This is a genomic window from Mycobacterium sp. MAA66, from assembly GCF_041261665.1.
In the GTDB taxonomy this organism is placed as follows: Bacteria; Actinomycetota; Actinomycetes; order Mycobacteriales; family Mycobacteriaceae; genus Mycobacterium.
In genome coordinates, this window is the sequence record NZ_JBGCCC010000002.1 from 421,390 (window position 1) to 445,257 (window position 23,868).

Genomic DNA, 23,868 nt, shown 5'->3' on the forward strand with positions numbered 1-23,868 from the left:
GGCTGAACGGCAACGTCAGCCCCGCCTGCCACGCCCGTATCAGCGCCGACCATCGATTCACTCAGACCCGCGGCACACCGAGCGTCCGGGTGAAGCCCTCCGGGATCAGAATGTCGTCGGGACCGAGATCGTGGATCGAGGCCTTGCCCAGACCGCGCAGCGCCGAGTCGATGCCGCCGTGCATGATGTCGAGCACGTTCTCCACGCCGGCCTGGCCCTCGGCTGCCAGGCCCCACAGGTAAGCCCGGCCGATCATCACCGCGCGGGCGCCCAGCGCCAGCGCCTTGACCACGTCACTGCCACGCCGGATGCCGCCGTCCAGCAGCACCTCGACCTGCTCGCCGACCGCGTCCGCGACCGCCGGTAGACAACGAATCGAGGCCGGGGTGCTGTCCAGGTTGTTGCCGCCGTGGTTGGACACCGAGATGGCCGAAACACCAGCATCCACAGCACGTTTGGCGTCGTCGACCCGAACGATGCCCTTGAGCATGAACGGCCCACCCCACAGTTCCCGCAGCCAGGCGATGTCTTCCCAGGTGGGCGCGGGCGTCCCCATCCACTCGCCGTAGGCCTGGAAGAACGGCGGACCGGCCTCACCCTTGCCGGCCTGGTTGGGTACCGACAGGGCCGGCGGGCGCATGGTCTTGGCCCACTGGAAGAACCAGCGTGGCTTGGTCATGACCTCGGGACTCATCTTGATGATGGTCGCCAGATCCATCTTCTCCGGGATCTTGGGGCTACCCCAGTCGCGGCCGTGCGAGAAGCTCCAGTCAGTGGTCACGATCAGCCCCACCGCACCGGCGGCGCGGGCCCGTTCAGCCCGCGCCGCGATCGCGTCGCGGTCACCCAGCCAGTAGATCTGGAAGAACGTCTTGGGGTTCGCCGCCACGACCTCTTCGACGGGCTTGCTCGCGAACGAGGACAAGCCCATCGCGGTGCCGCGGGCGGCGGCCGCGCGTGCCACGGCCACCTCGCCGTCGGGGTGCACGGCCTGCACACCGGTCGGCGAGATCAGCACCGGCAGCGAAATGTCCTGCCCCATAACGGTTGTCGACATCTCGCGCTTGTCCAGCGCGCCGATGACGTGCGGCGCGAAGCCCAGCTCACCGAACGCCTCGACGTTGTCGGCGACGGTCAGACCTTTTTCGCTCGCGGAGATCAGCGAGGAGTAGGCGGACTTGGGCAGCCGCTTCTTGGCGCGTTGCTGCGCGATCGCGACGGTCTCGAACCAGGTATCACGGGCCATGAGTTACACGGGACTTTCGTTACAGAATTTCTGGGGAGCCTTGGCCGGCATGGCCAGAAGTTTGAGTGGGATCGGCGCCCTGGCGGAGCGCCGGGACGGATCACCGGCACCGCGAGAATGGTCGATGTGCGACTTGGGCTTGTCCCGGTCGGCCGCCAGCGCGGGTTCACCGTAGCCCTGCACGCACTCGGGGTCCGGACCGTCCATCGGCAGGCCCGTGAAGAACTTGGCGGCCATGCAGCCGCCGCGGCAGCTGTCGTAATGCCCGCAGCTGCCGCAGGCACCGGCCGACTGCGGCTCGCGCAGTTCACGGAACAGCGGAGCGTTCTGCCAGACGTTCTGGAAGCCAGCTCCAAAACCGGTGTCTTTCAGGATGTTCCCAGCCAGGAATCGCTCGTGGATAGCGAAGGGGCAGGCGTACACGTCACCCACCGGGTCGATCAGGCACACCACCCGGCCGGCACCACAGAGGTTCAGGCCCGCCAGTGCACCGGGCTCACCGAGTCCCGACAGGTGAAAGAACGAGTCACCGGTCAGCACACCCTCGCCGTGGGCGACCAGCCAGTCGTACAGCTGGCGCTGCTGCTCGGCGGTGGGATGCAGCTCGTCCCAGACATCGGCGCCGCGGCCGGACGGACGGAGCCGGGTGATCCGCAGCGTGGCGCCGTACCGGTCGGCGAGCGCTTTGAAGTCGTCCAGCTGATCGACGTTCTGCCGGGTGACGACCACCGAGATCTTGGCATCCTTGAAGCCGGCCGCGGACAGGTTCTCCAGGGCTCGGATCGCCATGGCGAACGAGCCCGGGCCACGTACCGCGTCGTTGATCTCCGCGGTGGCGCCGTCGAGCGAAATCTGAACGTCCACATAGTCACTGGCGGCCAGCTTCGCGGCGACCTCTTCGTTGATGCGAACGCCATTGGTGGAGAACTTGACTCCGACGTGATGCTCGGTGGCGTAGTCGACGAGCTCCCAGAAGTCCGACCGCACAGTCGGTTCGCCGCCGCCGATGTTCACGTAGAACACCTGCATCCGCTCGAGCTCGTCGATGATGTCCTTGCATTGCCGGGTGCTCAGCTCGCGCGGGTCCCGCTTGCCCGACGAGGACAGGCAGTGCACGCAGGACAGGTTGCAGGCGTAGGTCAGCTCCCAGGTGAGGCAGATCGGGGCGTCGAGGCCGAGCTCGAACTGCTCGATCAACCGGGGAACGGGTGCCGTCGTGGTCATGGGGCGGTGGATCCTTCCGGGCTGTTCGGGACCGTCGGTATCAGCATCTTGGATCCGACCAGCACGCCGAATGCGTGCAGATACGGCGCCTGCTGATCGTCGTCGATGCCCGCGGCGCGGCAGGCACTGCGGACGTCCGGATGGTCGGCCAACGAGTTGACCACCTCGACGATGGTCCGGTTCTTCAGGAACGAAAGTTTGCGGGTACCAAAGTGATACAGCAGCGCCCCGAATGGTTCGGGGCGCACGGCGACCTGCGGGTGCAGCTGCCAGCCGCGGTCAGGATCGAAGGCCGACGCCGGCGGGGCCGGCAATTCGGCCACCGCCGGCGGGGCCGGCAATTCGCCCCCTGTTGGCTCGGTCCGGGCCGCGGCTGGAGCCGACATGGTCAGTAGACCCCGCACATACCGTCGATCGAGACTTCCTCGACCAGCGACTCGGTGACGAGTTCAGCGTCTGAGTCAGCCTGCTGAGTCGTGTCCATAGGATCGCCCCTTTCGCTACCGTGGCAGTTGCCGGGTCTCGACAACTGTGATCCAGGTCGCAACAATATGGCATTGAGTGCCGAAATGGAAGGGCGGGTCCGATGGTCGCCGGTCGACGCCGTTCCACCACCCAGGACCACATCACCGACGTCGCACTGGAGTTGTTCGCAACCCGCGGTTTCGACGACGTCAGTGTGGACGATGTGGCCGCTGCCGCGGGCATCTCCCGGCGCACGCTGTTCCGGTATTTCTCGTCCAAGAACGCCATCCCGTGGGCTGATTTCGACGCCCATCTGGACCACCTGCGCGAGCTGCTCGACACCACCCCCGCCGACCTTCCATTGGATACCGCGTTGCGGTCGGCATTGTTGGCGTTCAACAGCTTTGACGAATCGGAAACCCCACGGCACCGGCGCAGGATGCGAGTGATCCTGCAAACCGATGCACTACAGGCCTACTCGATGACCATGTACGCCGGCTGGCGCGGCGTCATCGCCGCGTTCGTCGCACACCGCACAGACACCAAGCCCGGCGATCTACTGCCGCAGACGGTCGCCTGGAGCGTGCTGGGCGTGGCGTTGACCGCCTACGAACAGTGGCTGGCCGACGAAGCCGTCTCGCTGCCGGACGCCCTGAGTGCCTCATTCGAGGTGGTCCGCGGCGGGCTGCGGGAACTGCGCGCACACTGAACCGAGAAATTTCTGCCCACCCCGTCGGAAAACAGCCGCCCGGCGCGACGATATGGGTGTGAGCGGCGAATCAGACGGTGACGCCCCGCAGACGCTGCTGGCGCTGTACGACGAAGCACTACCGGTGGTCTACGGGTACTTCGTGCGGCGCTGCAGCGACCGGAACACCGCCGAGGACCTGACGTCAGAAACCTTCCTGGCGGCGATGGATGCTGCCCGGAAGGACAGGCCCCCGGTCATATCGGTGCCGTGGCTGATTGGTGTGGCCCGGCACAAACTCGCCGATCACTACCGCCGCCGGCACGACCGGCCGATTCCCGAAACACCTGAGCCCACACAACCTTTCGATGATTGGGACGCCGAACTGGACCGGATCGTGGCCGAGGCAGCACTGGCACGGCTGCCCGAACAGCACCGGGTGGTGCTGGCGTTGCGGTACCTGGACGACCGATCCGTGGGCGAGTGTGCCCAGCTCATCGGACGCACCGTGCACGCCACCGAGGCGCTGCTGGTGCGGGCCCGCAGGGCCTTCCGAACCGAATACCAGGACGGAGGAGCGTCATGAACCAGCACAACGGTCGTGATCCGCTGACCGTCCTCGCCGGCCACGAATTGCCGAGTCCGCCCGACCCCGCGTTCGCGGCCCGGCTTCGCGCCCGGCTGCAAGCGGCCGTCGACCTACCCGAAGGAGTGATCATGAGTGGAACCGATGCCCTCATCGCCGAACTCAACCAGTCGGTGATCGAGCCACCACGACCGGCGGCCCTGCCCTACCTGGCCGTCGCCGACGCCCGGGCCGCGATCACCTGGTACCTCGACGCTCTCGGCGCGACGATGGTCGGCGAACCGATCACGATGGACGACGGGCGGATCGGCCATGCCGAATTGGCACTGGGTGGCGGCGTGCTCTACCTGGCCGACGAGTTCCCGGAAATCGGACTGAAAGCTCCTGCACCTCAGTCTGTTTCCGTCAGCCTGATGCTCGCGGTCCCAGACACCGACGCCGCCCTGACCCAGGCCCGGCGCCATGGTGCGCACGTTCAGCGCGAGCCCTACGAGGCCTACGGATCGCGTACCGCGGTGGTCATCGATCCGTTCGGCCATCGCTGGATGCTGACCGGCCCGCCCCTGGGCACCTCGATCCGGCACGGCGACATCGGCTACGTGTCGGTACAGACGCCGGACGCGGCGCGCGCTGCCACTTTCTACGGCCACGTCCTCGGCTGGAGCTACGACCCCACAACGCACAAGGTCACCAGCAACCAGATGGACACCGGCATCTTCGAGACGGCCGGCCCACACACGGTGTTCTGCTGCTACGCGGTGGACGATCTCGACATCGCCCGGCGGGCGATCCTGGCCGCGGGCGGCCGGGTGGGCGAGGTCGAGGATCACGAATGGGGCGCGACGCTCGATGCCGTCGATGCGCTGGGTACTGCCTTCGCGGTCTTCCAACCCGTCACCGCCATTGCCCGACCCCAGCTCAATGGCGCTGGGCCCGGCGAACTTTCGTACCTCACCCACGAGGTGACCGACTCTGCCGTCTTCAAGGAGTTCTACGGCCGGGTCTTGGGCTGGACGTTCGAGCCGGGCCGGATCGTCGACGGGTGGACGGTGCAGGGCTGCCAGCCCATGTCAGGTGTGGCCGGCGGCGCCGCTGACGGTGCCGGCGTCCCGATGTGGACGGTGGCGGACGTCGAGGCCGCGGTGGCACGCGTGCTCGAGGCCGGCGGGTCGGTCATCGACGCACCCACCCGACAGCCGTACGGCATGTCAGCGCTCTGCGCCGACGACCAGGGCGCCCGCTTCTACCTCGGGTCCTGAATGATCTGGGCACGAAAATCCGCTGTCCTGCCGGCACCGCCGACCACGGCACTCAGCGCGCCTTTTCGTGCCCAGTCGCTATAGGACGTCGGAGATCGGGACGGCCGCAGCGACCTTGGCCCGGTTCTTCATGACCTTGCCCGGCATACCGCCGCCGACCACGCCGCTGACCTTGCCCTCGCGCTCGTAGAACGCCAGGAACTTGCGGCCGTCGTCCTCGACGATGTGCACGACATCCCCGGCCGCCGGCTCCCCCAGGCACTGAAGCTTGACGTCGTACTGGTCGCTCCAGAAGTACGGCACCACAACGGGTGCGGTGGCCTCCTGGCCCAGCATCGCCGGCACGATAACCCGCGCCTGCTCGGCCACATTGCTCCAATGCTCAACCCGCACTTGGTGTCCCGCAGCATCGCGCCAGGACGCGACATCGCCGATGGCCCACACGTTCGGTGCGCTGGTGCGGCCCGCCACATCACACACCACGCCGTTGTCGACCGCGACACCACTGCCTGCCAGCCAGTCGGTGGACGGTCGCGAACCTATACCCACGACGACGATGTCGGCGTCCAGCTCGGAGCCGTCGGCCAGCTGCACCTTCTCGACGTGACCGGTGCCGGTCACCCCGGTGACCCCGACGCCGCATCGGACGTCGACGCCCTCGGCACGGTGCAGTCGTGCCACCAGTTCGCCGATCTGCTCACCGAGCACTGACGCCAGCGGCGTGGGTTGCGGCTCGACCAGCGTCACCTCGACACCCAGCTTGCGCAGGCTCGCAGCGACCTCGCAACCGATGAAACCGGCGCCGATCACCACGGCGCGTCTGGCCGAACCGGCGTGCTCGCGCAACGCCATCGACTCGTCATAGGTGCGCAGGACACGGATGCCCTCCAGGTCCGGCAGCGACGGAATGGTCTTGGGCACCAGACCCGTAGCAATCACCAGCTCGTCGTACGCGATCACGTCGCCACCCACCAGGGTCACCGCCTGGGCTTCGGTATCCAGCGTGGCCGCGCCCGAACCGAGCAGCACCGTGATGTTGTTCTCGTCGTAGAACTCGGCCGGCTTGAGCGCGACGTCATCGGTCTCGGCGCGTAATACTTCCTTGGACAGCGGCGGCCGGTCGTACGGCAGATGGTCCTCGTCGCTGATCAAGGTGATCGGCCCGGCGTACTCGGCCTTGCGCAGTTGCTCGGCGGTACGCGCGGCGGCCAGACCGCCACCGACGATGACGATGCCTCCGTTAGTAGTCACGTGGGCTTTCATACACGATGAGCGCGATACCAGGTAGGCCCCCCTTCTGATGACCGCTCAGTTTTCACCCATACCCGCCGATCAGATCCGCGTCCGATCAATGATGTTCGACAGCACCACGATGCTTTCGCTGCGTTCGATGTCGGCGCTGGACCGGATGCGCTCGAGCACCTCCTCCAAATGCCGCATATCACGGGCCAGGATGCGCAATATGGCGTCGGATGTGCCGGTGACGGTTGCCGCGGACACCACCTCGGGGATGAGCTCCCAGGCCTGACGCAGCTGGTGCGGCGCGATGGTTCCGTGACAGTAGACCTGGACGTATGCCTCAGTGCCCCAACCGATCACACTGCGATCGACGATCGTGGTGAAGCCTCGGATCACCCCCGCCGCCAGCAACCGGTCGACCCGGCGCTTGACCGCGGGGGCGGACAGGTTCACCCGTTCACCTATCTCGGCGAACGTGGCGCGGGCGTTGCCGGCCAGCTCGGCCAGGATGCGTTCGTCAGCCTCATCGACGCCATTCATCGATCCATGCCTCCACTCAGTCACGGGCGCGCAATAAAACACCGTCAAGCAGATTCTTACGCAACAAATCACCACTCGCAACGCCGGTTCTTCGAATTGCTTGCACGCTGAGCCGCGCCTACCATCGAAATATGACGATCACCGAAGTCGTCAACACGACGACACCGCATTCGCCGCGGGTTCCCCGACAACGGCACTACGTGATGACCCGTCCAGCCCACTTCGCCGTCGAGTACGCCATCAATCCGTGGATGGATACCTCGGTCGCCGTCGACACGGCACTGGCGATCCGGCAGTGGGAGACACTCGTCCGGACGTATCGAGAACTCGGGCACACCGTCGAGCTGGTCGAGCCGGTACCCGGCCTGCCCGACATGGTCTACGCCGCCAACGGCGGACTGGTGATCAACGACGGCTTCGAAAAGGTGGCCATCATCGCGCGCTTCACCTACCCGGAACGCGCCGGCGAAGCGGTCGCCTACGCGAACTGGATGTACGACCACGACTACTGCCCCCTGTATACCGAACACACCAACGAAGGCCAAGGCGATCTGCTGCTCGTCGGATCGAAGATCTTGGCCGGCTACGGATTCCGCACCGAACTGCAATCCCATGACGAGGTGTCGAAGCTTTCCGGGCTGCCGGTGATCAGCCTGCAATTGGTCGATTCCCGCTTCTACCACCTCGACACCGCGCTGGCCGTTCTCGATGACGACACCATCGCGTTCTATCCGCCGGCCTTCGGCGCCACCTCGGCTGCCGTACTACGCAAGATGTTTCCCGGCGCCATCGAGGTCAGCAATCGGGATGCCCATGCGCTGGGCCTGAACTCGGTGTCCGACGGGTATCACGTGGTACATCCATCAAACGCGACCGGATTCGCCGCTCAATTGGCCGCGGCGGGCTTCCAGCCGATCGGCGTCGATCTGTCCGAACTGCTCAAGGGCGGCGGATCGGTGAAGTGCTGCACCCTGGAGGTGTACCCGATCGGATGCTGAACACAGTTGCGGCGAAAGGAAACACGGGGCGGATCATCGAGCTGCACGACCGTCACGCGGCACACAACTACGCACCACTGCCGGTGGTCGCCGCGTCCGCGGACGGAGTGTGGATCACCGACCCCGAGGGCCGGCGGTACCTGGATTGCCTCTCGGCGTATTCAGCGGTGAACTTCGGGCATCGCAATCCGGAGATCACTGCGACGGCGCACGCTCAGCTCGACGCCGTCACCCTGGTGAGCCGAGCATTCCATTCCGACCGGCTCGGACCGTTCTGCGCCGCGCTGGCTCAGTTGTGCCGCAAGGACAAGGTACTGCCGATGAACAGCGGCGCCGAGGCGGTGGAGAGCGCCATCAAGGTGGCCCGCAAGTGGGGAGCCGACGTCAAGGGTGTCACCGAGCCCAATATCGTTGTGGCGCACAACAACTTTCATGGCCGCACCACCACCATCGTGAGCTTCTCCGATGACGAGACTGCGAGAGCCGGCTTCGGCCCCTACACACCCGGTTTCCGGGCGGTGCCGTTCGGCGACGCAGACGCCCTGGCCCGGGCGATCGACCGCGACACCGTCGCGGTGCTGATCGAGCCGATCCAGGGCGAGGCCGGAATCATCGTGCCGCCCGACGACTTCCTGCCCCGGATGCGCCAACTGTGCACCGACCGCAATGTGCTGATGATCGCCGATGAGATCCAGTCCGGACTGGGCCGCACCGGCCGCACCTTCGCCTGCGACCACTGGGACGTGGTGCCCGACGTGTACGTGCTGGGCAAAGCATTGGGCGGCGGCGTCGTACCACTGTCGGCCGTGGTGGCCGACGACGACGTACTCGGTGTCCTGCATCCGGGTGAACACGGGTCGACTTTCGGCGGCAACCCACTGGCCGCGGCGATCGGTACCACCGTGGTCGCGATGCTGCGACGCGGTGAGTTCCAGGACCGCTCAACGCAGCTCGGCCGCCACTTGCATCACCGGCTGCGTGCCCTGACCGGACGCGGCGTGACGGCCGTTCGCGGACTGGGGCTTTGGGCCGGCGTCGACATCGACCCGGCTATCGGCACCGGCCGGCAGGTGAGCCTGGCCCTTGCCGCTCGCGGCGTGCTGACCAAGGACACTCACGGCCCGACGCTGCGCTTCGCCCCGCCGCTGGTGATCACCCAGCCCGAAATCGACTGGGCCGTCGACCAATTCGAGCAGGTTCTCAGTACTTCATGACGCCGCGGTCGACGGCGATCTGCGAGCCCGACAGGGTCGCAGAATTCGGCCCGGCCAACCAGGTCACAACATCCGAAACCTCTTCGGGCGTCATGAATTCCTGCAGTCCCGCCTTGCCGTCGTGCGCGACGGGCTTGTAGGGCATCGGCGCGAAGCTGTGCAGGTAGGTCGGGTACTTGGTGAAGATCTCCGCCATGGCCTCAGGCTCGATCATCGGGGTCATGATCGAGTACGGGTGAATCGAGTTCACCCGAATCCCGTACTCCCCCACCTCAAGTGCAAGCGCGTTGGTCAGACCGACCAGGCCGAACTTGGACGCCGCGTAGTGACCGTTGCCCGGCGTGGCCTTCAGACCCGCCGACGAGCTGACGATGATGATCGACCCGCCATTGCCGGCCTCGATCATCGCGGGAACAACGGCCCGGATGGTCCGCCAGGTACCCGAGAGATTCACCCCGATGACGCTGTCCCACTGCTCGGCATCCATCTCGAACAACCGTCCCCAACTGAGCACACCGGCGTTGGCCACCAGCACGTCCAGCCTACCGAACTGATCGATCGCGTCGGCGACCACTTGCTGCTGGGCGGCCAGGTCGCGGATATCGATCTCGCGGGCCAGTACCTTGCGGCCTTCGGCCTCGACCAGTTGGGCGGTCTCGGCGAGGTCCTCCGACGTCGGCATCGGATAGGTGATGGTGTCCGAGACCGGAGCACAGATGTCGATGGCAACCACGTCGGCGCCCTCTCGGGCCATCCGGACCGCATGTGCCCGGCCTTGGCCGCGTGCCGCCCCGGTGATGAATGCGACCTTGCCCTCGAGAGTTCCGCCTGCCGCCATTGCCAGTCCTTCCATCGCATCTCGCCCGAATTCATCGCCAGGCTAGCAGCCGAACTGAAACGTGTTCTAGTGATCGCCCGACAACCGGGCCGGGCCTACAGCTCGGCGATGATCTGCGCGCGTTTGGCGGCATATTCGCCCTCGGAGATGGACCCGGTGGCACGCAACGTCTCAAGCTCCTGCAGTCGCTGCGCCGCCGACGGAGCCGGCGCAGCAGGAGCCGCAGGTGCAGCGGCAGGCGCCGCGGCGGTTTGCGATGCAGCGGCCCGCCGCACCACGGCCATCACCTGTTGACGCACCACCGGATTGGAGCGGATGTCGACGGTGCCGTCGGCCGGCACCTGGTTGGCCTTCAGGATGCGGAGGATCTCGATGATCGGGCCGGGCTGCCCGGTCAGGTCATAGGTCTTGTGATCCTCGTCCGAGGTGAACTGGGCCGGCGCGATACCGGCCACCAAAGTGCTTCGCTGCCAATCGATCTCAAACTGGTTGGTGGCCGGGTCGACCAACACCGCCAGATAGCGGGCGGTGATCAGCGGCATCCGCGGTATCGAGGCGATGACCCGGTCCTGCGCGTCGAACGCGACGAGTCCGGGGCCTTCGATGTGCAAATCGAGCTTCACCAACGGACGGTCATTGATCTGGGTACCGGTCTCGGTCAGTGCGGTGACCCTGGCCAGCGCCAGCACCCCGTTGGCCTCCAAGGCCTGGTGCTTGGCCTGCCGTTTGGCCCCAAAATTCACCAGCGCCAGCGCAATCAGGACGTCCGCGGCCGTGATCGCCAGGCCCGCCCAGTACATCCAGCTGACCAACTCGCTCGGCCCGATGACGAAGAAGTACACCACCAGGAAGATCGGCCCCACCAGACCGCCGCACAGCAGCACCACCGCCTGCGCTTTGAGATAACGCCACAACATCTCACACGCCCCTTCGGCCGGCTGGATATCAGCTGCCAGGAAGCCTAGTGCGAATCAGTCACCCTGAATATCGAGTAACACAAACGAAAAGTTGTCGGCGGCGCCATTGGCTCGCGCGGTACTGATGATCACCGCGGCACCGTCGGAACGATCGCTGCACGACGTCGCCGCCTCCAGGTCGTGATGCTCCATCTGGCCATGCACCCCGTCGGAGCACATCAGATAGCTGCCACCGCGAACATCCAGCGAACGGACGTGGGGCACCACCAGAGCCTGCTGCGGATCCTGGCCGATCGACTGGGTGATGATGTTCGTCGGCCGGCCGGCCTCGTCGAATATCGAGTCGTCGATCGACAGTTGGTCCAGCGATTCCCCGTTGATCGAATAGACCCGGCTGTCACCGACATTGAAGACGATCAGCTCGTCAGCGGTCAGACACACCCCGGCGATCGTGCAACCCATCCCGGACAGTTCGGAGCCCCGGCTCATGTCGTGGATCCAATCGCTGACATAGCACAGCGACGACGAAATGTCCCCCGCGCCAGTCCATCCCAGGCACATGGTGGCAATCATGGTCAGCGCGGTGCGACTGGCGACATCGCCACCGGCGTGACCGCCCATCCCGTCGGCGACCGCACAGACAAAGGGCGATCCGGGCTGCATCCGGATGTCGGCGAGTACTCCGTTATGGGTCTGACTCACCCATCCGTTGACCAACACCGCGTCTTCATTGCGCTTGCGGCGCAACCCGGTGTCGGTGAATGCGCGCACGCTGACCTGTGTCACCGGTCAGCCCCCATCGTGTTCGAATCCATTTGCAAAGATCCTGCCATCCCCGTCCCAACAACAAAGCGCCGCCCACCCTTTCGGGTGAGCGGCGCTCCGCTGTGCAGCAAACTAGATCACTTGATGATCGCGTAGGCGGTGCCTACTTGATGATCGCGTAGGCGGTGCCTACTTGATGATCTTGGAAACGCGACCCGCGCCGACGGTACGACCGCCCTCACGGATGGCGAAACGCAGACCCTCGTCCATGGCGACCGGCTGGATCAGCACGACGGAGATGTCGGTGTTGTCACCGGGCATGACCATCTCGGTGCCCTCGGGCAGGGTAACCACGCCGGTCACGTCCGTGGTACGGAAGTAGAACTGCGGGCGGTAGTTGTTGAAGAACGGCGTGTGGCGGCCGCCCTCGTCCTTGGACAGGATGTAGACGCTGCCCTCGAACTCGGTGTGCGGGGTGGTGGTGCCGGGCTTCACGACGACCTGGCCACGCTCGACGTCCTCACGCTTGATACCACGAACCAGCAGACCGACGTTGTCGCCGGCCTGGCCCTGGTCGAGCAGCTTGCGGAACATCTCGACACCGGTGACGGTGGTCTTGGTGGTGGTCGGCTTGATACCGACGATCTCGACCTCTTCGTTGACGTTGATCACGCCACGCTCGACGCGGCCGGTGACCACGGTGCCACGACCGGTGATGGTGAAGACGTCCTCGACGGGCATCAAGAACGGCTTGTCGGTCTCGCGGACCGGGTCCGGGATCGACTCGTCGACGGCGTCCATCAGATCCTCGACGGACTTCACCCAGGTGGCGTCACCTTCGAGGGCCTTCAGCGCCGAGACACGGATGACCGGGGCGTCCTCGTCGAAGTCCTGGGCGGCCAGCAGCTCGCGGACCTCGAGCTCGACGAGCTCCAGGAGCTCCTCGTCCTCAACCATGTCGGACTTGTTCAGTGCGACCAGGATGTAGGGCACGCCGACCTGGCGGGCCAGCAGCACGTGCTCACGGGTCTGCGGCATCGGGCCGTCGGTGGCGGCGACCACCAGGATGGCGCCGTCCATCTGAGCAGCACCGGTGATCATGTTCTTGATGTAGTCAGCGTGACCGGGGGCGTCCACGTGGGCGTAGTGACGCTTCTCGGTCTGGTACTCAACATGCGAGATGTTGATGGTGATACCGCGCTGACGCTCCTCGGGCGCATTGTCGATCTGGTCGAATGCGCGCGACTCGTTCAACGTCGGGTACTTGTCATGCAGAACCTTGGTGATTGCTGCAGTCAGCGTGGTCTTGCCGTGGTCAACGTGACCGATGGTCCCGATGTTGACGTGCGGCTTCGTCCGCTCGAACTTCGCCTTCGCCACTGTGGTGTCCTCCTGGACTTGTTGGTGCTTGGTTAAGCAGTGTTGATGGGTATTGCGTTGTGCCGCGACAGCGACAAGTCAGACTACTGACCCGTCGCCTTCGCGATGATCTCCTTCGACACGTTCGCCGGAACTTCGGCGTACGAGTCGAACACCATGGAGTAGTTCGCCCGGCCCTGGGTCTTCGACCGGAGGTCGCCGACATAGCCGAACATTTCGGACAGCGGAACCTGCGCCTTGACGACGCGCGCACCGCTGCGCTCCTCCATGGCCTGGATCTGGCCACGGCGGGAGTTCAGGTCGCCGATCACGTCGCCCATGTAATCCTCGGGCGTGGTGACCTCGACAGCCATGATCGGCTCCAGGATGACCGGCTGCGCCTGTGCGGCCGCCTTCTTCAGCGCCTGCGAACCGGCCACCTTGAAGGCCATTTCCGACGAGTCAACATCGTGGTAGGCACCGTCGATCAGCGTCAGCTTCAGGTTCACCAGCGGGTAGCCGGCCAGGATGCCGTACTGCATGGCGTCCTGCGCACCGGCATCCACCGACGGGATGTACTCACGCGGGACGCGGCCACCGGTGACCTTGTTCTCGAACTCGTAGGTCGCGCCGTCCTCGCCGACGAACGGCTCGATGCTGATGATGACCTTCGCGAACTGGCCCGAGCCGCCGGTCTGCTTCTTGTGGGTGAACTCGACGTTCTTGACCTCGCGCTTGATGGTCTCTTTGTAGGCCACCTGCGGCTTGCCGACGTTGGCCTCGACCTTGAACTCGCGGCGCATGCGGTCCACCAGGATGTCCAGGTGCAGCTCGCCCATACCGCCGATGACGGTCTGGCCGGTCTCTTGGTCCAGGTGCACCTTGAAGGTCGGGTCCTCTTCGGCGAGCTTCTGGATCGCCGTGCCCAACTTCTCCTGGTCACTCTTGGTCTTGGGCTCGATGGCCACCTCGATAACCGGATCCGGGAAGGTCATCGACTCCAGCACGATCTGGTTGTTCGGATCGCACAGGGTGTCGCCCGTGGTGGTGTCCTTGAGGCCGATGACCGCGTAGATGTGGCCGGCGGCGGCGGACTCGACCGGGTTCTCCTTGTTGGAGTGCATCTGGAACAGCTTGCCCAGACGCTCCTTCTTGCCCTTGGTCGAGTTGATGACCTGGGCACCGGAGTCGACCTTGCCCGAGTAGACGCGGACGTAGGTCAGCTTGCCGAAGAACGGGTGGGTGGCCACCTTGAACGCCAGACCGGAGAACGGCTCATCGGCCGACGGCTTGCGCGAGATGATCTCGTCTTCCTTGCCCGGGACGTGGCCCTCGGCGGCCGCGACGTCCAGCGGGGTCGGCAGGTAGTCGATGACCGCGTCGAGCATGGGCTGCACGCCCTTGTTCTTGAACGCGGAACCGCACAGCACCGGGTAGGCAGCGCTGGTGACGGTCAGCTTGCGCAGGCCACCCTTGATCTCCTCGATGGTGAGCTCTTCGCCGCCGAGGTACTTCTCCATCAGCTCGTCGTCGGTCTCGGCGACGGCCTCGATCATGGCGAGGCGGTACTCGTCGGCCTTCTCCTGCAGGTCTGCCGGGATGTCGATGGTCTCGTACTTCTCACCGAGCTTGGTCTCGCCGCGCCAGACCTTGGCCTTCATCTCGACCAGGTCGACGACGCCCTCGAAGTCACCTTCGGAGCCGATCGGCAGCTGGATCGGGATGACGTTCGCGCCCAGGCGATCCTTCATGGTCTGCACCGAGAAGTAGAAGTCGGCGCCCAGCTTGTCCATCTTGTTGACGAAGCAGATACGCGGGACGTCGTACTTGTCGGCCTGACGCCACACCTGCTCGGACTGCGGCTCCACGCCCTCTTTGCCGTCGAACACGGCGACGGCGCCGTCGAGCACGCGCAGCGAACGCTCCACCTCGACGGTGAAGTCGACGTGGCCCGGGGTGTCGATGATGTTGATCTGGTTGTCGTTCCAGAAACAAGTGGTGGCAGCGGAGGTGATGGTGATACCACGCTCCTGCTCCTGCTCCATCCAGTCCATGGTGGCCGCGCCGTCATGGACCTCACCGATCTTGTAGCTGATACCGGTGTAGAAGAGGATGCGCTCGGTCGTCGTCGTCTTACCGGCGTCGATGTGCGCCATGATGCCGATGTTGCGGACCTTGTTCAGGTCGGTCAACACGTCCTGTGCCACGGCTAGATTCCCACTCTTTCAGTTGCTTTTGTATCGCTTTGCCTGGTCAGGCAACCAATTGCGCCGGCCACCGACATTGGTGGCCGGCGATTACATCACCAGCGGTAGTGCGCGAAGGCCCGGTTCGCCTCGGCCATCTTGTGGGTGTCTTCACGCCGCTTGACGGCTGCACCCAGGCCATTGCTGGCGTCGAGGATCTCGTTGGCGAGGCGCTCGACCATGGTCTTCTCGCGGCGAGCCTTGGAGAAGCTCACCAGCCAGCGCAGGGCCAGCGTGGTGGACCGGTCCGGACGAACCTCGACCGGCACCTGGTAGGTGGCGCCACCGACGCGGCGGCTGCGCACCTCAAGCGACGGCTTGACGTTGTCCATGGCGCGCTTGAGGGTGACGACCGGGTCGGTGCCGGTCTTCTCCCGAGCCTGCTCAAGGGCACCGTAGACGATGCGCTCGGCCAGCGACTTCTTGCCGTCCAGCAGCACCTTGTTGACCAGCTGAGTCACCAGCTGCGAACCGTAGACCGGGTCGTTGACCAGCGGACGCTTCGGCGCGGGGCCCTTGCGTGGCATTAGCTCTTCTCCTTCTTGGCGCCGTAACGGCTGCGGGCTTGCTTGCGGTTCTTCACACCCTGGGTGTCGAGCGAACCGCGGATGATCTTGTAGCGCACACCGGGGAGGTCCTTCACACGACCGCCGCGCACGAGCACCATCGAGTGCTCCTGCAGGTTGTGGCCTTCACCCGGGATGTAGGCCGTGACCTCAACGCCGCTGGTCAGCTTGACGCGGGCCACCTTGCGCAGAGCCGAGTTCGGCTTCTTGGGGGTGGTGGTGTACACGCGGGTGCACACACCACGGCGCTGCGGGCTTCCCTTGAGCGCCGCGGTCTTGACCTTGGTGGTCTTGTCGTGGCGACCCTTGCGGACCAGCTGGTTGATGGTTGGCATTCATCGGCTTTCTGTGTTGCGTGTGTTACTGCTCTTCATAGGTCTCTGTACTGCTGTTTTCGTCCGAGCGCTTACCCCGCGTTCGGGCGTGTCGCACAAGTCCGGGCATCTCAATGCTTCGATGCTTCATAGACATGCGAATTCGCCCAGCGCGCAGGCATGCTCACCGTTTGTGCAGCAACATGCGCCCCTGACGGCCAGGCACGAGGGTCCACGATACCTGGCTGCGGTAGCGCAGGTCAAAGCGCCGCCTACCAGGGCGTTATACAGCCAATTTCGGGGCGTCCCACCGCGAGTGTCACGACGCCTCACGCCCGCCGCCGGCGCGCGAGCACCAGCAGACCGACGACTATCACTACCGCAACCAGAATGCCACCGGCCGCTACGACTATCCGCGGAATCGTCCAGAACGGCGGATCGAGCGCGACAACCCGAACAGACTGCACGGTGAGGCCGACCGGCAGCGGCCGGTCGCCGACCACCGCGGCCAGGGATCGAGCCGAATCAGCGTCGAACCGGCCGTCGATTTGCGCTCGCCCGCCGGGAATCGCCTCCCGGATGGTGGGGGCGCTGAGCACCTGCGAATCCATGGTGAACCCGACCTGGGCACCGACGTTGTTGCGGGTGAAGGTCGCCCAGGTGGCGGTGGCAGCATCATTGAACTGCAGATCCACCACGTACTGACCGTGCTGCTGATCCCAACGCCAGGACGCGTCCCGGATCTGGTCGCTGGCCATGATCGACTTCTCCAACACGTAGACCTGCTTGCCGTCTTGTGAGCAGGTCACCAAGGGCAGGTTCGGGTCATCGTTGTCCGCCAACGCGTCCGGCTGACCGCATCGGGTGGCCTGGAACTGCAGCGCCAGCAGCTGGATCTGCGGGTTGGCGCTCTGCCGAAGCGCCTTCTCGTCCTGGATCGCCGCATCGGTGGCAGGGGCGGCCGACTTTGTCGGCCCCGCCGATGCGTCGGGATGTGCCGCGATGGTGTGGATGACGGGTCGAATCTGGAGCCGACCGATTTCGGCGATGGCCCGCAGCTGGTCCTCGGTGACACCGGTGGCGCCGACTTCGACGGTGTCACCCGCAACCGAGACCGAGATGCTGCGACCGCCGAGGTGACCAACTCTGTTACGCAGCAGCTCACCGGTCGTGGTGAGCTGCTCCGGCGTCGCCGACTCGCCTGCCGGCGGCAGGGCGGCGAACGTCGCATGAGCTGACGTCGCGGGTGCGTCCTTGTTCCACAGGCCCTGCGTCAACAGGACCGTCAGCCCATAACCGACGGCCAGCGCAACCAACAGCGCGGCGATCAACCAGCGTGGGACGCCGCGCGCGGGCCCGGCGCTGCCGGCAGGTGCCCAGCCCGGTGGCGCAGGTACCTGACCGACGTACTGGTCATCCGGAAGCCAGAACGGCCAACCGGGCGGCGCGGGCGGCCACGCCGGATCGGCTTCCCACCCCGGGCCCGGAGCCCAGCCTGGAGGCACCGGCCAGTTCGGCGGCGCATTGAATCGCATCGGGCCCCTCCCCTTGCCGGCTGCTTCAGACCCGAGCTTCTAGTCCCGCTTGTCCATCCCCGCCGCGAGCCGTAGCACCATGTCGGTGAACACTGCGTCGGTGTCGATGTCGTCCATGACGCCGGTCATCTCCAACAGCACGAAACCATGCAGTGCCGACCAGAACTCGAGGGCCGCATAGAACGCGTTCTCACCGTCCAGACCGTACGACGCCAGCACCGCGATCACCGGGCCCGCGGCGGCGTGGGTCGCCGCAGTGAATTCCGGATCATCACCACCCAGGGGCATCCGGGTAAAGGCCGAATACCGGCCCGGATGATGGTGGGCATAGCTGCGGTATGCACTGGCCATCGCGACCACGGCGTCGTCGCGGGTGCGTCCTTCACCAACCGTGTTGAGCATCCCGATGATGTCGTCGACCACCCGCATGCGCACAGTTCGACGCAGGTCATCGAGGCTTTGCACATGGTTGTACAGGGATGGGCCCTTGGTACCGAGCTGGTTGGCCAACGCGTTGATGGTCAGCGAATCCCAGCCCTCGCGGTCCAGGAACGTCAGCGCGGCACCAACGATCGAATCTCGGCTGAGCTTGGTCGTCCGCGTCGTCCCGCGCGACCGCGAGGCCGGCGCGGGCCGACTGGCACCAGCCGTCGCAGCCTCAGGCCGAGGTGCCATATTGCCTCATCCTCCGGTCCCTAAGAAGAGTCCGACCGCCCCGTTAGGCAATCAAGTTAACTAATGACTCTAGCTTCTTTGCCCGGCCGATTCCGGGTTAGCGCAAAGCGTGCTTCCCACGAAGCGGTCAACTCGTTCCACTGGACCCGACCGGCAACGTAGGCTCCGTTGAAGCAGCAGCCGACCGAAGGGGACCATTGTGAGTGGCAAGTCGTTGGGCACCGCGATGGTCGTCGGCCTACTGACCTTTCCGGCTGCGTTGGCCGTCGCCGTCCCGAACGCGACTGCCAAGAACGGTGACACCCACATCGTCGGACAGAGCATCGAACAGACCCTCGACTGCGGCGGCGGCACCCTGATCGTCAACGGATCCAACAACACTGTCAGAGCCATGGGATCGTGCTGGGCGGTGACGATTCAGGGCGCGGACAATACGGTGATCGCGGACAACGTGGTCAATGACATCACCGTCTACGGCAACAACGAGACGGTGCTCTACCACAGCGGCGACCCGGCGCTGATCGACTACGGTCCCGGCCTCGGCATGGCCAACCGATTGAACCGCATCCCCGGCTGACACCGTCGGCACCGCACAACGGACCGTCGAGAAGAAGGAGCCCATCGCCATGTACTCCATCAGGATTGCCGGGACGGCGGGTGTCGTCATCGTCGCGACCTGCATCGCAGGACTCACCGGGTGCAGCTCGACCTCCGACAACGGCGCATCAGGCGGATCGTCGGCGGGAGGCTCCCCCGTCGAGGTGGGCAACACCATCAACTACACCTCGACGGGCAGCACCAACGAACTCGACTGCGGCAGCGGCAAATCGCTCACCATCGGCGGGGCCAACAACACCCTCACCGTGAAGGGCACCTGCGCGACGGTCAACATCGGCGGCACCGACAACAAGGTCAAGCTCGACAAGATCTCCACCGAACTCGACGTCGTCGGAATGAACGCGACGGTGACCTACAAGGATGGCTCACCGAAGGTCAGCAACACCGGTAGCGGAAACACCGTCCAAAAGGGTTGAGCCGCAGGCCGACTAGGTCTGCGCCCCATGCCGGCCCGCGCCGTCGGCGAACCGCCGGGCACCAGCCACCGATTCCTGTGCCACCGCGGCCAGGGTCTGGAACTCGAAATCCATTGCAGTTTCCTCAGATTCGCCCCACTGCCGGAGCACTGACGTGCGGTCTGCCCGCATGCACAGCTGCGGCAGGGCCGCCAACTCGTGCGCCAACTCTTCGGCGCGGTGGCGCGCTTGCCCCGTGGGCACGACCCGATTCGCCAAACCGATCTGGAGTGCCTCTGCGGCGTCGACCGAGCGTCCGGTGAGGATCAGATCCATGGCGCGACTGTGGCCGATCAGCCGTGGCAGCCGCACTGTGCCGCCGTCGATCAGCGGTACTCCCCAGCGTCGGCAGAACACCCCGAAGGTGGCGTCCTCCTCGACGACTCGCAGGTCACACCACAGCGCCAGCTCCAGCCCGCCGGCGACGGCGTAACCACTGACGGCGGCGATCACCGGCTTGGACAACACCATTCGGCTCGGCCCCATCGGCCCCGGGCCCGTGGGCTCGGTGCGGTTCATCTCGGCGGTGCCGAAGGCCTTGAGATCGGCTCCGGCACAAAAGGTGCCGTTGTCACCCCAGAACACCGCCACCGACGCCGTGTCATCGCGGTCGAACTCGTCGAAGGCCCGGTACAGCGCCTCTGCAGTCGGCCGGTTGACGGCATTGCGGGCTTCAGGACGGTCGAGAATCACCGTGGTAACGGGTCCGTTCTTCTCGACGCGTACGGGTTCGCTCATGAGGCCTCCATCGAATCATCGCGCCGCGCAACCAGTTCCGCGGCAAAATCGGCATAGGCCTGGCGCAGGTCGGCACCAGGCCAGGTATCGGGGAGCAAATCGCCCGGCAGCACCGGGTCGGTCAACAGATGACGGACAATGGCTGCGGCGGCCACAAAACGACCGGGCACATCAGTGGCCGTATCGATCTCGCGGCGCAGCCGACGCGCCGTGGCCGCCCAGCCCGGCAGATCCCACAACGACGCTGCCAATTGCTTGGGATCACCGTCGCGACTGCGCAGGATCCGCGCGTTCGCCGCTATCTCGACCGGCACATCGGCGGCAAGGTTGTCCGGCCGCAACCACACACCTTCTCGCAGTTCACCAAACCTGTTCTGAACCAGATCATTTCGCAGGTCCGCTCGCGTTCGGGCGTCCGCGCCGACGGTGGTGATGACGACGGTGATCCAGTGACCGTCCCAGTCCCGCAACCGAGGATTGATGGCGGCGTCCTGGCGGCGTTGCCGGGCCAGCAGACGGTCGGCCAGCCGGTAGCCGTCGGCCGAGCGCACCAGATCGCCGGCGCCGACCATGCGCGTCAGCGCCACCCGCAGAGTCTGCTCCTTGATGTCGAAATCGTCAGTGAGCCGGACCAGTTCGGCCGATGTCGCCGACGCCGGGTGGGCGCCGAGGAGCACACTGAGGACCACCGACCTGGCCGCGAGGCGCTTGAGTTCGGCCACGTCTCAGACCCCGGAGGCCACCCGACCCGCATCACCGAACGGGTCATCGCGGTGGTGCACCGCCGCGCGGAAGCCGTGCTGCACCGCGTCGGCGACGAATGCGTGGCCTTCCGGGGTGTGCCGGGCGATGCCGTCGAACACCGTGCTGACCATCCGGCTGGTGGCCACACCTTGCTGTAGAAGCGAGGTGTTACAGGCCAGTTTGGCCATGATCAGTTGGTTCACCGGCATCGCCGCGATACGCGCGACCAGCCGCTCAGTTCGTTCATCGAGGTCTTGCGGATCGGGTGCCTCGACAGCCAGACCCCACTCGGCGGCCTGCGCACCGGTGATGCAATCACCGGTGAACAGAAGACGTTTCGCGCGCTGGTCGCCCAACCGATGCGCCCACAGCCCCGCTGCCGGCACGCCCCATACCCGCATCGGCGGGTAGCCGATCTTGGCATCAGAGGCGGTAATCACCTGGTCGGCGTGCAGCGCGATGTCGGTACCGCCCGCCACGCAGTATCCGTGGATCTTGACCACGGTCGGCTTGTCACAGTGCATCAGGGACGAGAAGCCCTTCACGAAGCGGCTCATCATCTGGTAGTCGATCATCGGATCCCACGGCCGGTCCGGAAGATGGTTGACCGCTTGGGTTTTCCCGTCCAGCACGGTGCCGCCGTAGTCGGTGCCACCGGCCGATCCGGTGCCGTCGGCGTAGGCACTCAGATCGAAACCGGCGCAGAACCCTTCACCGCGACCCGACACCAGGATGACGTGCACGTTCGGATCGAGGTCCGCACGCTCGACGCACGCCGCGAGTTCCAGCGGAGTGTCGGCGACGATTGAGTTGCCTTTTTCCGGGCGGTTGAAGGTGATTCGCGCAACCCTGTCGGTGACCTCGTAGGTCATCGTCTTGAGGGCCTCTAAATCCACTAGCTCACCTTTCCCGCGAGCAGACGCAAATGTCCGCAACACGCCGGGGTTTTGGGCACATTTGCGTCTGCTCGGCAGTAGAACTCATCCCTTGACCAAGGCGCGTTCGATGATCGGGGCCAGATCCAAACCGGTCGGCAGGGTACCGAAAGCACCACCCCACTGCCCGCCGAGACGGCTGGCCAGGAACGCCTCGGCGACGGCCGGATGGCCGTGCCGCACCAGCAATGCGCCCTGCATGGCCAGCGAAATGTCTTCGGCCACTTTACGTCCGCGGTATTCGAGGGTCTGCGGATCACCCAATTGCGCCTTGAGCGCGGCGACGTGGGCGTCCAACCGCGGTTCGCGGGCCTGGCCCAGTTCATCGAACAGCACCTCGATGCATTCGGGCTTGGTTGCCATGGCGCGCAAGGTATCCAGCGCGCTGACGTTGCCCGAGCCTTCCCAGATGCCCATCAACGGGGCCTCCCGGTACAGGCGCGGCATGCCCGACTCCTCGGCATAACCATTGCCGCCCAGGCATTCCATGGCCTCCGCGGCGTGCGGCGTGGCTCGCTTGCACACCCAGTACTTGCCGGCCGCCAAACCGATTCGGCGCAAAAGGGATTCCCGCTCATCGCCGCGGACGGCCTTGTCGGCGGCACCGGCCATCCGCATGGCGAGCATGGTTGCCGCCTCGGCCTCGACGGCCAAGTCGGCGAGCACATTGCGCATCAACGGTTGGTCGATCAGGTAGGCGCCGAACGCCTTTCGATGCTGGGCGTGGTGGACGGCCTGGGTCAGACCGCTGCGCATGCTGGTGGCGCTGCCCAACGTGCAGTCCAGCCGGGTCATGTTGACCATCTCGATGATGGTCGGCACGCCGCGGCCTTCCGCCCCGACCAGCCACGCCACCGCGCCGTCGTACTCGATCTCGCTGGAGGCGTTGGCGTGGTTGCCGAGCTTGTCCTTCAGCCGCTGGATGTGCATCCGGTTGCGGGTGCCGTCGGGCAGCACCCGGGGCAGGAAGAAGCAGGACAGTCCGGCCGGTGCCTGAGCCAGGACCAAGAAGATGTCGCCCATCGGCGCCGAGGTGAACCACTTGTGGCCGCGCAGCGAGTAGGTGCCATCACCGTTGGGAGTGGCCTGCGTGGTGCCGGCGCGCACATCGGACCCACCCTGCTTCTCGGTCATCGACATGCCTGCGGTGATACCCGCTTTGGTGGCAGGCACTTTCAGCTCGGGGTCATAGACCCGGCTGGTCAGCAGCGGCTCGTAGATCTTGGACAGTTCGGGGTTGAAACGCAGGGCCGGAACCACCGCGTAGGTCATCGAGATCGGACAGACGTGACCGGGCTCTGGCGTCCACGCCGACATCTTCGCCGCGCGCACCACGTGGGCACCCGGACGATCATCGGCCCACGGAGCACCATGCAATCCGTGAGTGACGGCGGCGTTCATCAGCTCGTGGTAGGCGGGGTCGTATTCGACCTCGTCGACCCGGTAGCCGTAGCGGTCGTGGGTGTGCAGGATCGGCACGTTGCGGTCGGCCAGCTCGCCCCAGCGCTGGGCGACTCGGCTGCCTCCGAGCGCACCGACCTCGTGAACCTCGTCGATGCCCCATTCACCGCCCTCGCGGATCAGCGCCTCGGCGAGCACCGGGGCGGTGGCCGGGTTGTAGTCGAGCAGCAGGGGGACCTGGTTGGTGACGTCGTGGGTGCGTGGGGTTGCGAAGTCCGAGCGATCAGCCATGCGCCCAGTATT

At 65.6% G+C, this 23,868-nt stretch carries 26 protein-coding genes; 7 read left to right on the forward strand and 19 right to left on the reverse strand.

Annotated elements, in window-relative coordinates; translation table 11 throughout:
- Positions 1-61: 61 nt before the first annotated feature.
- From mftD to mftA, 4 genes are all read right to left on the reverse strand, one after another.
- Positions 62-1,246, reverse strand: a complete 1,185-nt coding sequence (mftD, locus tag ABIA30_RS08565; protein WP_370064127.1) for a pre-mycofactocin synthase MftD — start codon at positions 1,244-1,246, stop codon at positions 62-64.
- Positions 1,247-1,249: 3 nt separating this feature from the next.
- On the reverse strand, positions 1,250-2,470 hold the full coding sequence (gene mftC / locus ABIA30_RS08570) for a mycofactocin radical SAM maturase (protein ID WP_370064129.1): 1,221 nt from the start codon (positions 2,468-2,470) through the stop codon (positions 1,250-1,252).
- Positions 2,467-2,784 (reverse strand): mycofactocin biosynthesis chaperone MftB, encoded by a 318-nt coding sequence (gene mftB, locus ABIA30_RS08575; protein ID WP_370065456.1) that lies wholly within the window; start codon positions 2,782-2,784, stop codon positions 2,467-2,469. The genes mftC and mftB overlap by 4 nt, the downstream gene beginning before the upstream one ends.
- 74 nt (positions 2,785-2,858) lie before the next feature.
- A complete protein-coding gene (gene mftA / locus ABIA30_RS08580; protein WP_370064131.1) occupies positions 2,859-2,954 on the reverse strand; it encodes a mycofactocin precursor MftA in 96 nt (31 codons plus the stop codon).
- A gap of 102 nt (positions 2,955-3,056) precedes the next feature.
- Between mftA and mftR the strand changes: the two genes are divergently transcribed.
- From mftR to ABIA30_RS08595, 3 genes are read left to right on the forward strand one after another with little or no spacing between them, the layout of a single operon-like run.
- Entirely contained in the window at positions 3,057-3,644 is a 588-nt protein-coding gene (mftR, locus tag ABIA30_RS08585; RefSeq protein WP_370064133.1) for a mycofactocin system transcriptional regulator, read from the forward strand.
- Positions 3,645-3,696: 52 nt separating this feature from the next.
- Positions 3,697-4,209 (forward strand): RNA polymerase sigma factor, encoded by a 513-nt coding sequence (locus ABIA30_RS08590; RefSeq protein WP_370064135.1) that lies wholly within the window; start codon positions 3,697-3,699, stop codon positions 4,207-4,209.
- Entirely contained in the window at positions 4,206-5,468 is a 1,263-nt protein-coding gene (locus tag ABIA30_RS08595) for a VOC family protein (RefSeq protein ID WP_370064137.1), read from the forward strand. Before ABIA30_RS08590 ends, ABIA30_RS08595 begins: the two co-directional genes overlap by 4 nt.
- Before the next feature lie 78 nt (positions 5,469-5,546).
- Here ABIA30_RS08595 and ABIA30_RS08600 read toward each other — a convergent pair whose 3' ends face one another.
- Positions 5,547-6,731: an NAD(P)/FAD-dependent oxidoreductase gene (locus ABIA30_RS08600; RefSeq protein WP_370064139.1), complete on the reverse strand. Its 1,185-nt coding sequence runs from the start codon at positions 6,729-6,731 to the stop codon at positions 5,547-5,549.
- Between the two features lie 69 nt (positions 6,732-6,800).
- Positions 6,801-7,247: an Lrp/AsnC family transcriptional regulator gene (locus ABIA30_RS08605; protein ID WP_370064141.1), complete on the reverse strand. Its 447-nt coding sequence runs from the start codon at positions 7,245-7,247 to the stop codon at positions 6,801-6,803.
- 131 nt (positions 7,248-7,378) lie between these two features.
- Between ABIA30_RS08605 and ddaH the strand changes: the two genes are divergently transcribed.
- On the forward strand, positions 7,379-8,245 hold the full coding sequence (gene ddaH, locus ABIA30_RS08610; protein WP_370064143.1) for a dimethylargininase: 867 nt from the start codon (positions 7,379-7,381) through the stop codon (positions 8,243-8,245).
- Positions 8,239-9,459, forward strand: coding sequence for an ornithine--oxo-acid transaminase (gene rocD, locus ABIA30_RS08615; RefSeq protein ID WP_370064145.1), 1,221 nt, complete (start codon positions 8,239-8,241; stop codon positions 9,457-9,459). The genes ddaH and rocD overlap by 7 nt, the downstream gene beginning before the upstream one ends.
- On the opposite strand, the gene ABIA30_RS08620 is transcribed toward rocD, so the two are convergent.
- From ABIA30_RS08620 to ABIA30_RS08660, 9 genes are all read right to left on the reverse strand, one after another.
- Complete coding sequence (locus ABIA30_RS08620; RefSeq protein ID WP_370064147.1) at positions 9,446-10,297, reverse strand: mycofactocin-coupled SDR family oxidoreductase; 852 nt, start codon at positions 10,295-10,297, stop codon at positions 9,446-9,448. The two genes, rocD and ABIA30_RS08620, sit on opposite strands and share 14 nt — an antisense overlap.
- 95 nt (positions 10,298-10,392) lie before the next feature.
- The gene (locus ABIA30_RS08625; protein WP_370064149.1) at positions 10,393-11,214 is read right to left on the reverse strand and encodes an SHOCT domain-containing protein; all 822 of its coding nucleotides are present in this window, start codon (positions 11,212-11,214) and stop codon (positions 10,393-10,395) included.
- A 54-nt stretch (positions 11,215-11,268) separates the two neighbouring features.
- On the reverse strand, positions 11,269-12,000 hold the full coding sequence (locus ABIA30_RS08630; RefSeq protein ID WP_370064151.1) for a PP2C family serine/threonine-protein phosphatase: 732 nt from the start codon (positions 11,998-12,000) through the stop codon (positions 11,269-11,271).
- 168 nt (positions 12,001-12,168) lie between these two features.
- Positions 12,169-13,359, reverse strand: coding sequence for an elongation factor Tu (gene tuf / locus ABIA30_RS08635; protein ID WP_370064153.1), 1,191 nt, complete (start codon positions 13,357-13,359; stop codon positions 12,169-12,171).
- Between the two features lie 83 nt (positions 13,360-13,442).
- A complete protein-coding gene (gene fusA, locus ABIA30_RS08640) occupies positions 13,443-15,545 on the reverse strand; it encodes an elongation factor G (protein WP_370064155.1) in 2,103 nt (700 codons plus the stop codon).
- A 95-nt stretch (positions 15,546-15,640) separates the two neighbouring features.
- Positions 15,641-16,111 (reverse strand): 30S ribosomal protein S7, encoded by a 471-nt coding sequence (gene rpsG, locus ABIA30_RS08645; protein WP_020101372.1) that lies wholly within the window; start codon positions 16,109-16,111, stop codon positions 15,641-15,643.
- A complete protein-coding gene (gene rpsL, locus ABIA30_RS08650; RefSeq protein WP_370064157.1) occupies positions 16,111-16,485 on the reverse strand; it encodes a 30S ribosomal protein S12 in 375 nt (124 codons plus the stop codon). Before rpsL ends, rpsG begins: the two co-directional genes overlap by 1 nt.
- A 308-nt stretch (positions 16,486-16,793) precedes the next feature.
- Positions 16,794-17,999 (reverse strand): hypothetical protein, encoded by a 1,206-nt coding sequence (locus ABIA30_RS08655; protein WP_370064159.1) that lies wholly within the window; start codon positions 17,997-17,999, stop codon positions 16,794-16,796.
- A gap of 39 nt (positions 18,000-18,038) precedes the next feature.
- Positions 18,039-18,674 carry a TetR/AcrR family transcriptional regulator gene (locus ABIA30_RS08660; RefSeq protein ID WP_370064161.1) on the reverse strand — a complete coding sequence of 212 codons (636 nt, stop codon included), beginning with the start codon at positions 18,672-18,674 and terminating at the stop codon, positions 18,039-18,041.
- 226 nt (positions 18,675-18,900) lie between these two features.
- Here ABIA30_RS08660 and ABIA30_RS08665 point away from each other — a divergent pair, with 226 nt between their 5' ends.
- Complete coding sequence (locus tag ABIA30_RS08665) at positions 18,901-19,251, forward strand: DUF3060 domain-containing protein (RefSeq protein WP_370065458.1); 351 nt, start codon at positions 18,901-18,903, stop codon at positions 19,249-19,251.
- A gap of 49 nt (positions 19,252-19,300) precedes the next feature.
- Positions 19,301-19,708 (forward strand): DUF3060 domain-containing protein, encoded by a 408-nt coding sequence (locus ABIA30_RS08670; RefSeq protein WP_370064163.1) that lies wholly within the window; start codon positions 19,301-19,303, stop codon positions 19,706-19,708.
- 12 nt (positions 19,709-19,720) lie between these two features.
- Here the strand turns inward: ABIA30_RS08670 and ABIA30_RS08675 are convergent, their stop codons facing one another.
- From ABIA30_RS08675 to ABIA30_RS08690, 4 genes are all read right to left on the reverse strand, one after another.
- Positions 19,721-20,485 (reverse strand): crotonase/enoyl-CoA hydratase family protein, encoded by a 765-nt coding sequence (locus tag ABIA30_RS08675; RefSeq protein WP_370064165.1) that lies wholly within the window; start codon positions 20,483-20,485, stop codon positions 19,721-19,723.
- Positions 20,482-21,207, reverse strand: a complete 726-nt coding sequence (locus ABIA30_RS08680; RefSeq protein ID WP_370064167.1) for a PaaX family transcriptional regulator C-terminal domain-containing protein — start codon at positions 21,205-21,207, stop codon at positions 20,482-20,484. Before ABIA30_RS08680 ends, ABIA30_RS08675 begins: the two co-directional genes overlap by 4 nt.
- A gap of 3 nt (positions 21,208-21,210) precedes the next feature.
- Positions 21,211-22,125, reverse strand: a complete 915-nt coding sequence (locus ABIA30_RS08685) for a crotonase/enoyl-CoA hydratase family protein (protein WP_370064169.1) — start codon at positions 22,123-22,125, stop codon at positions 21,211-21,213.
- An 84-nt stretch (positions 22,126-22,209) separates the two neighbouring features.
- A complete protein-coding gene (locus ABIA30_RS08690; RefSeq protein ID WP_370064171.1) occupies positions 22,210-23,856 on the reverse strand; it encodes an acyl-CoA dehydrogenase family protein in 1,647 nt (548 codons plus the stop codon).
- Positions 23,857-23,868: the final 12 nt, after the last annotated feature.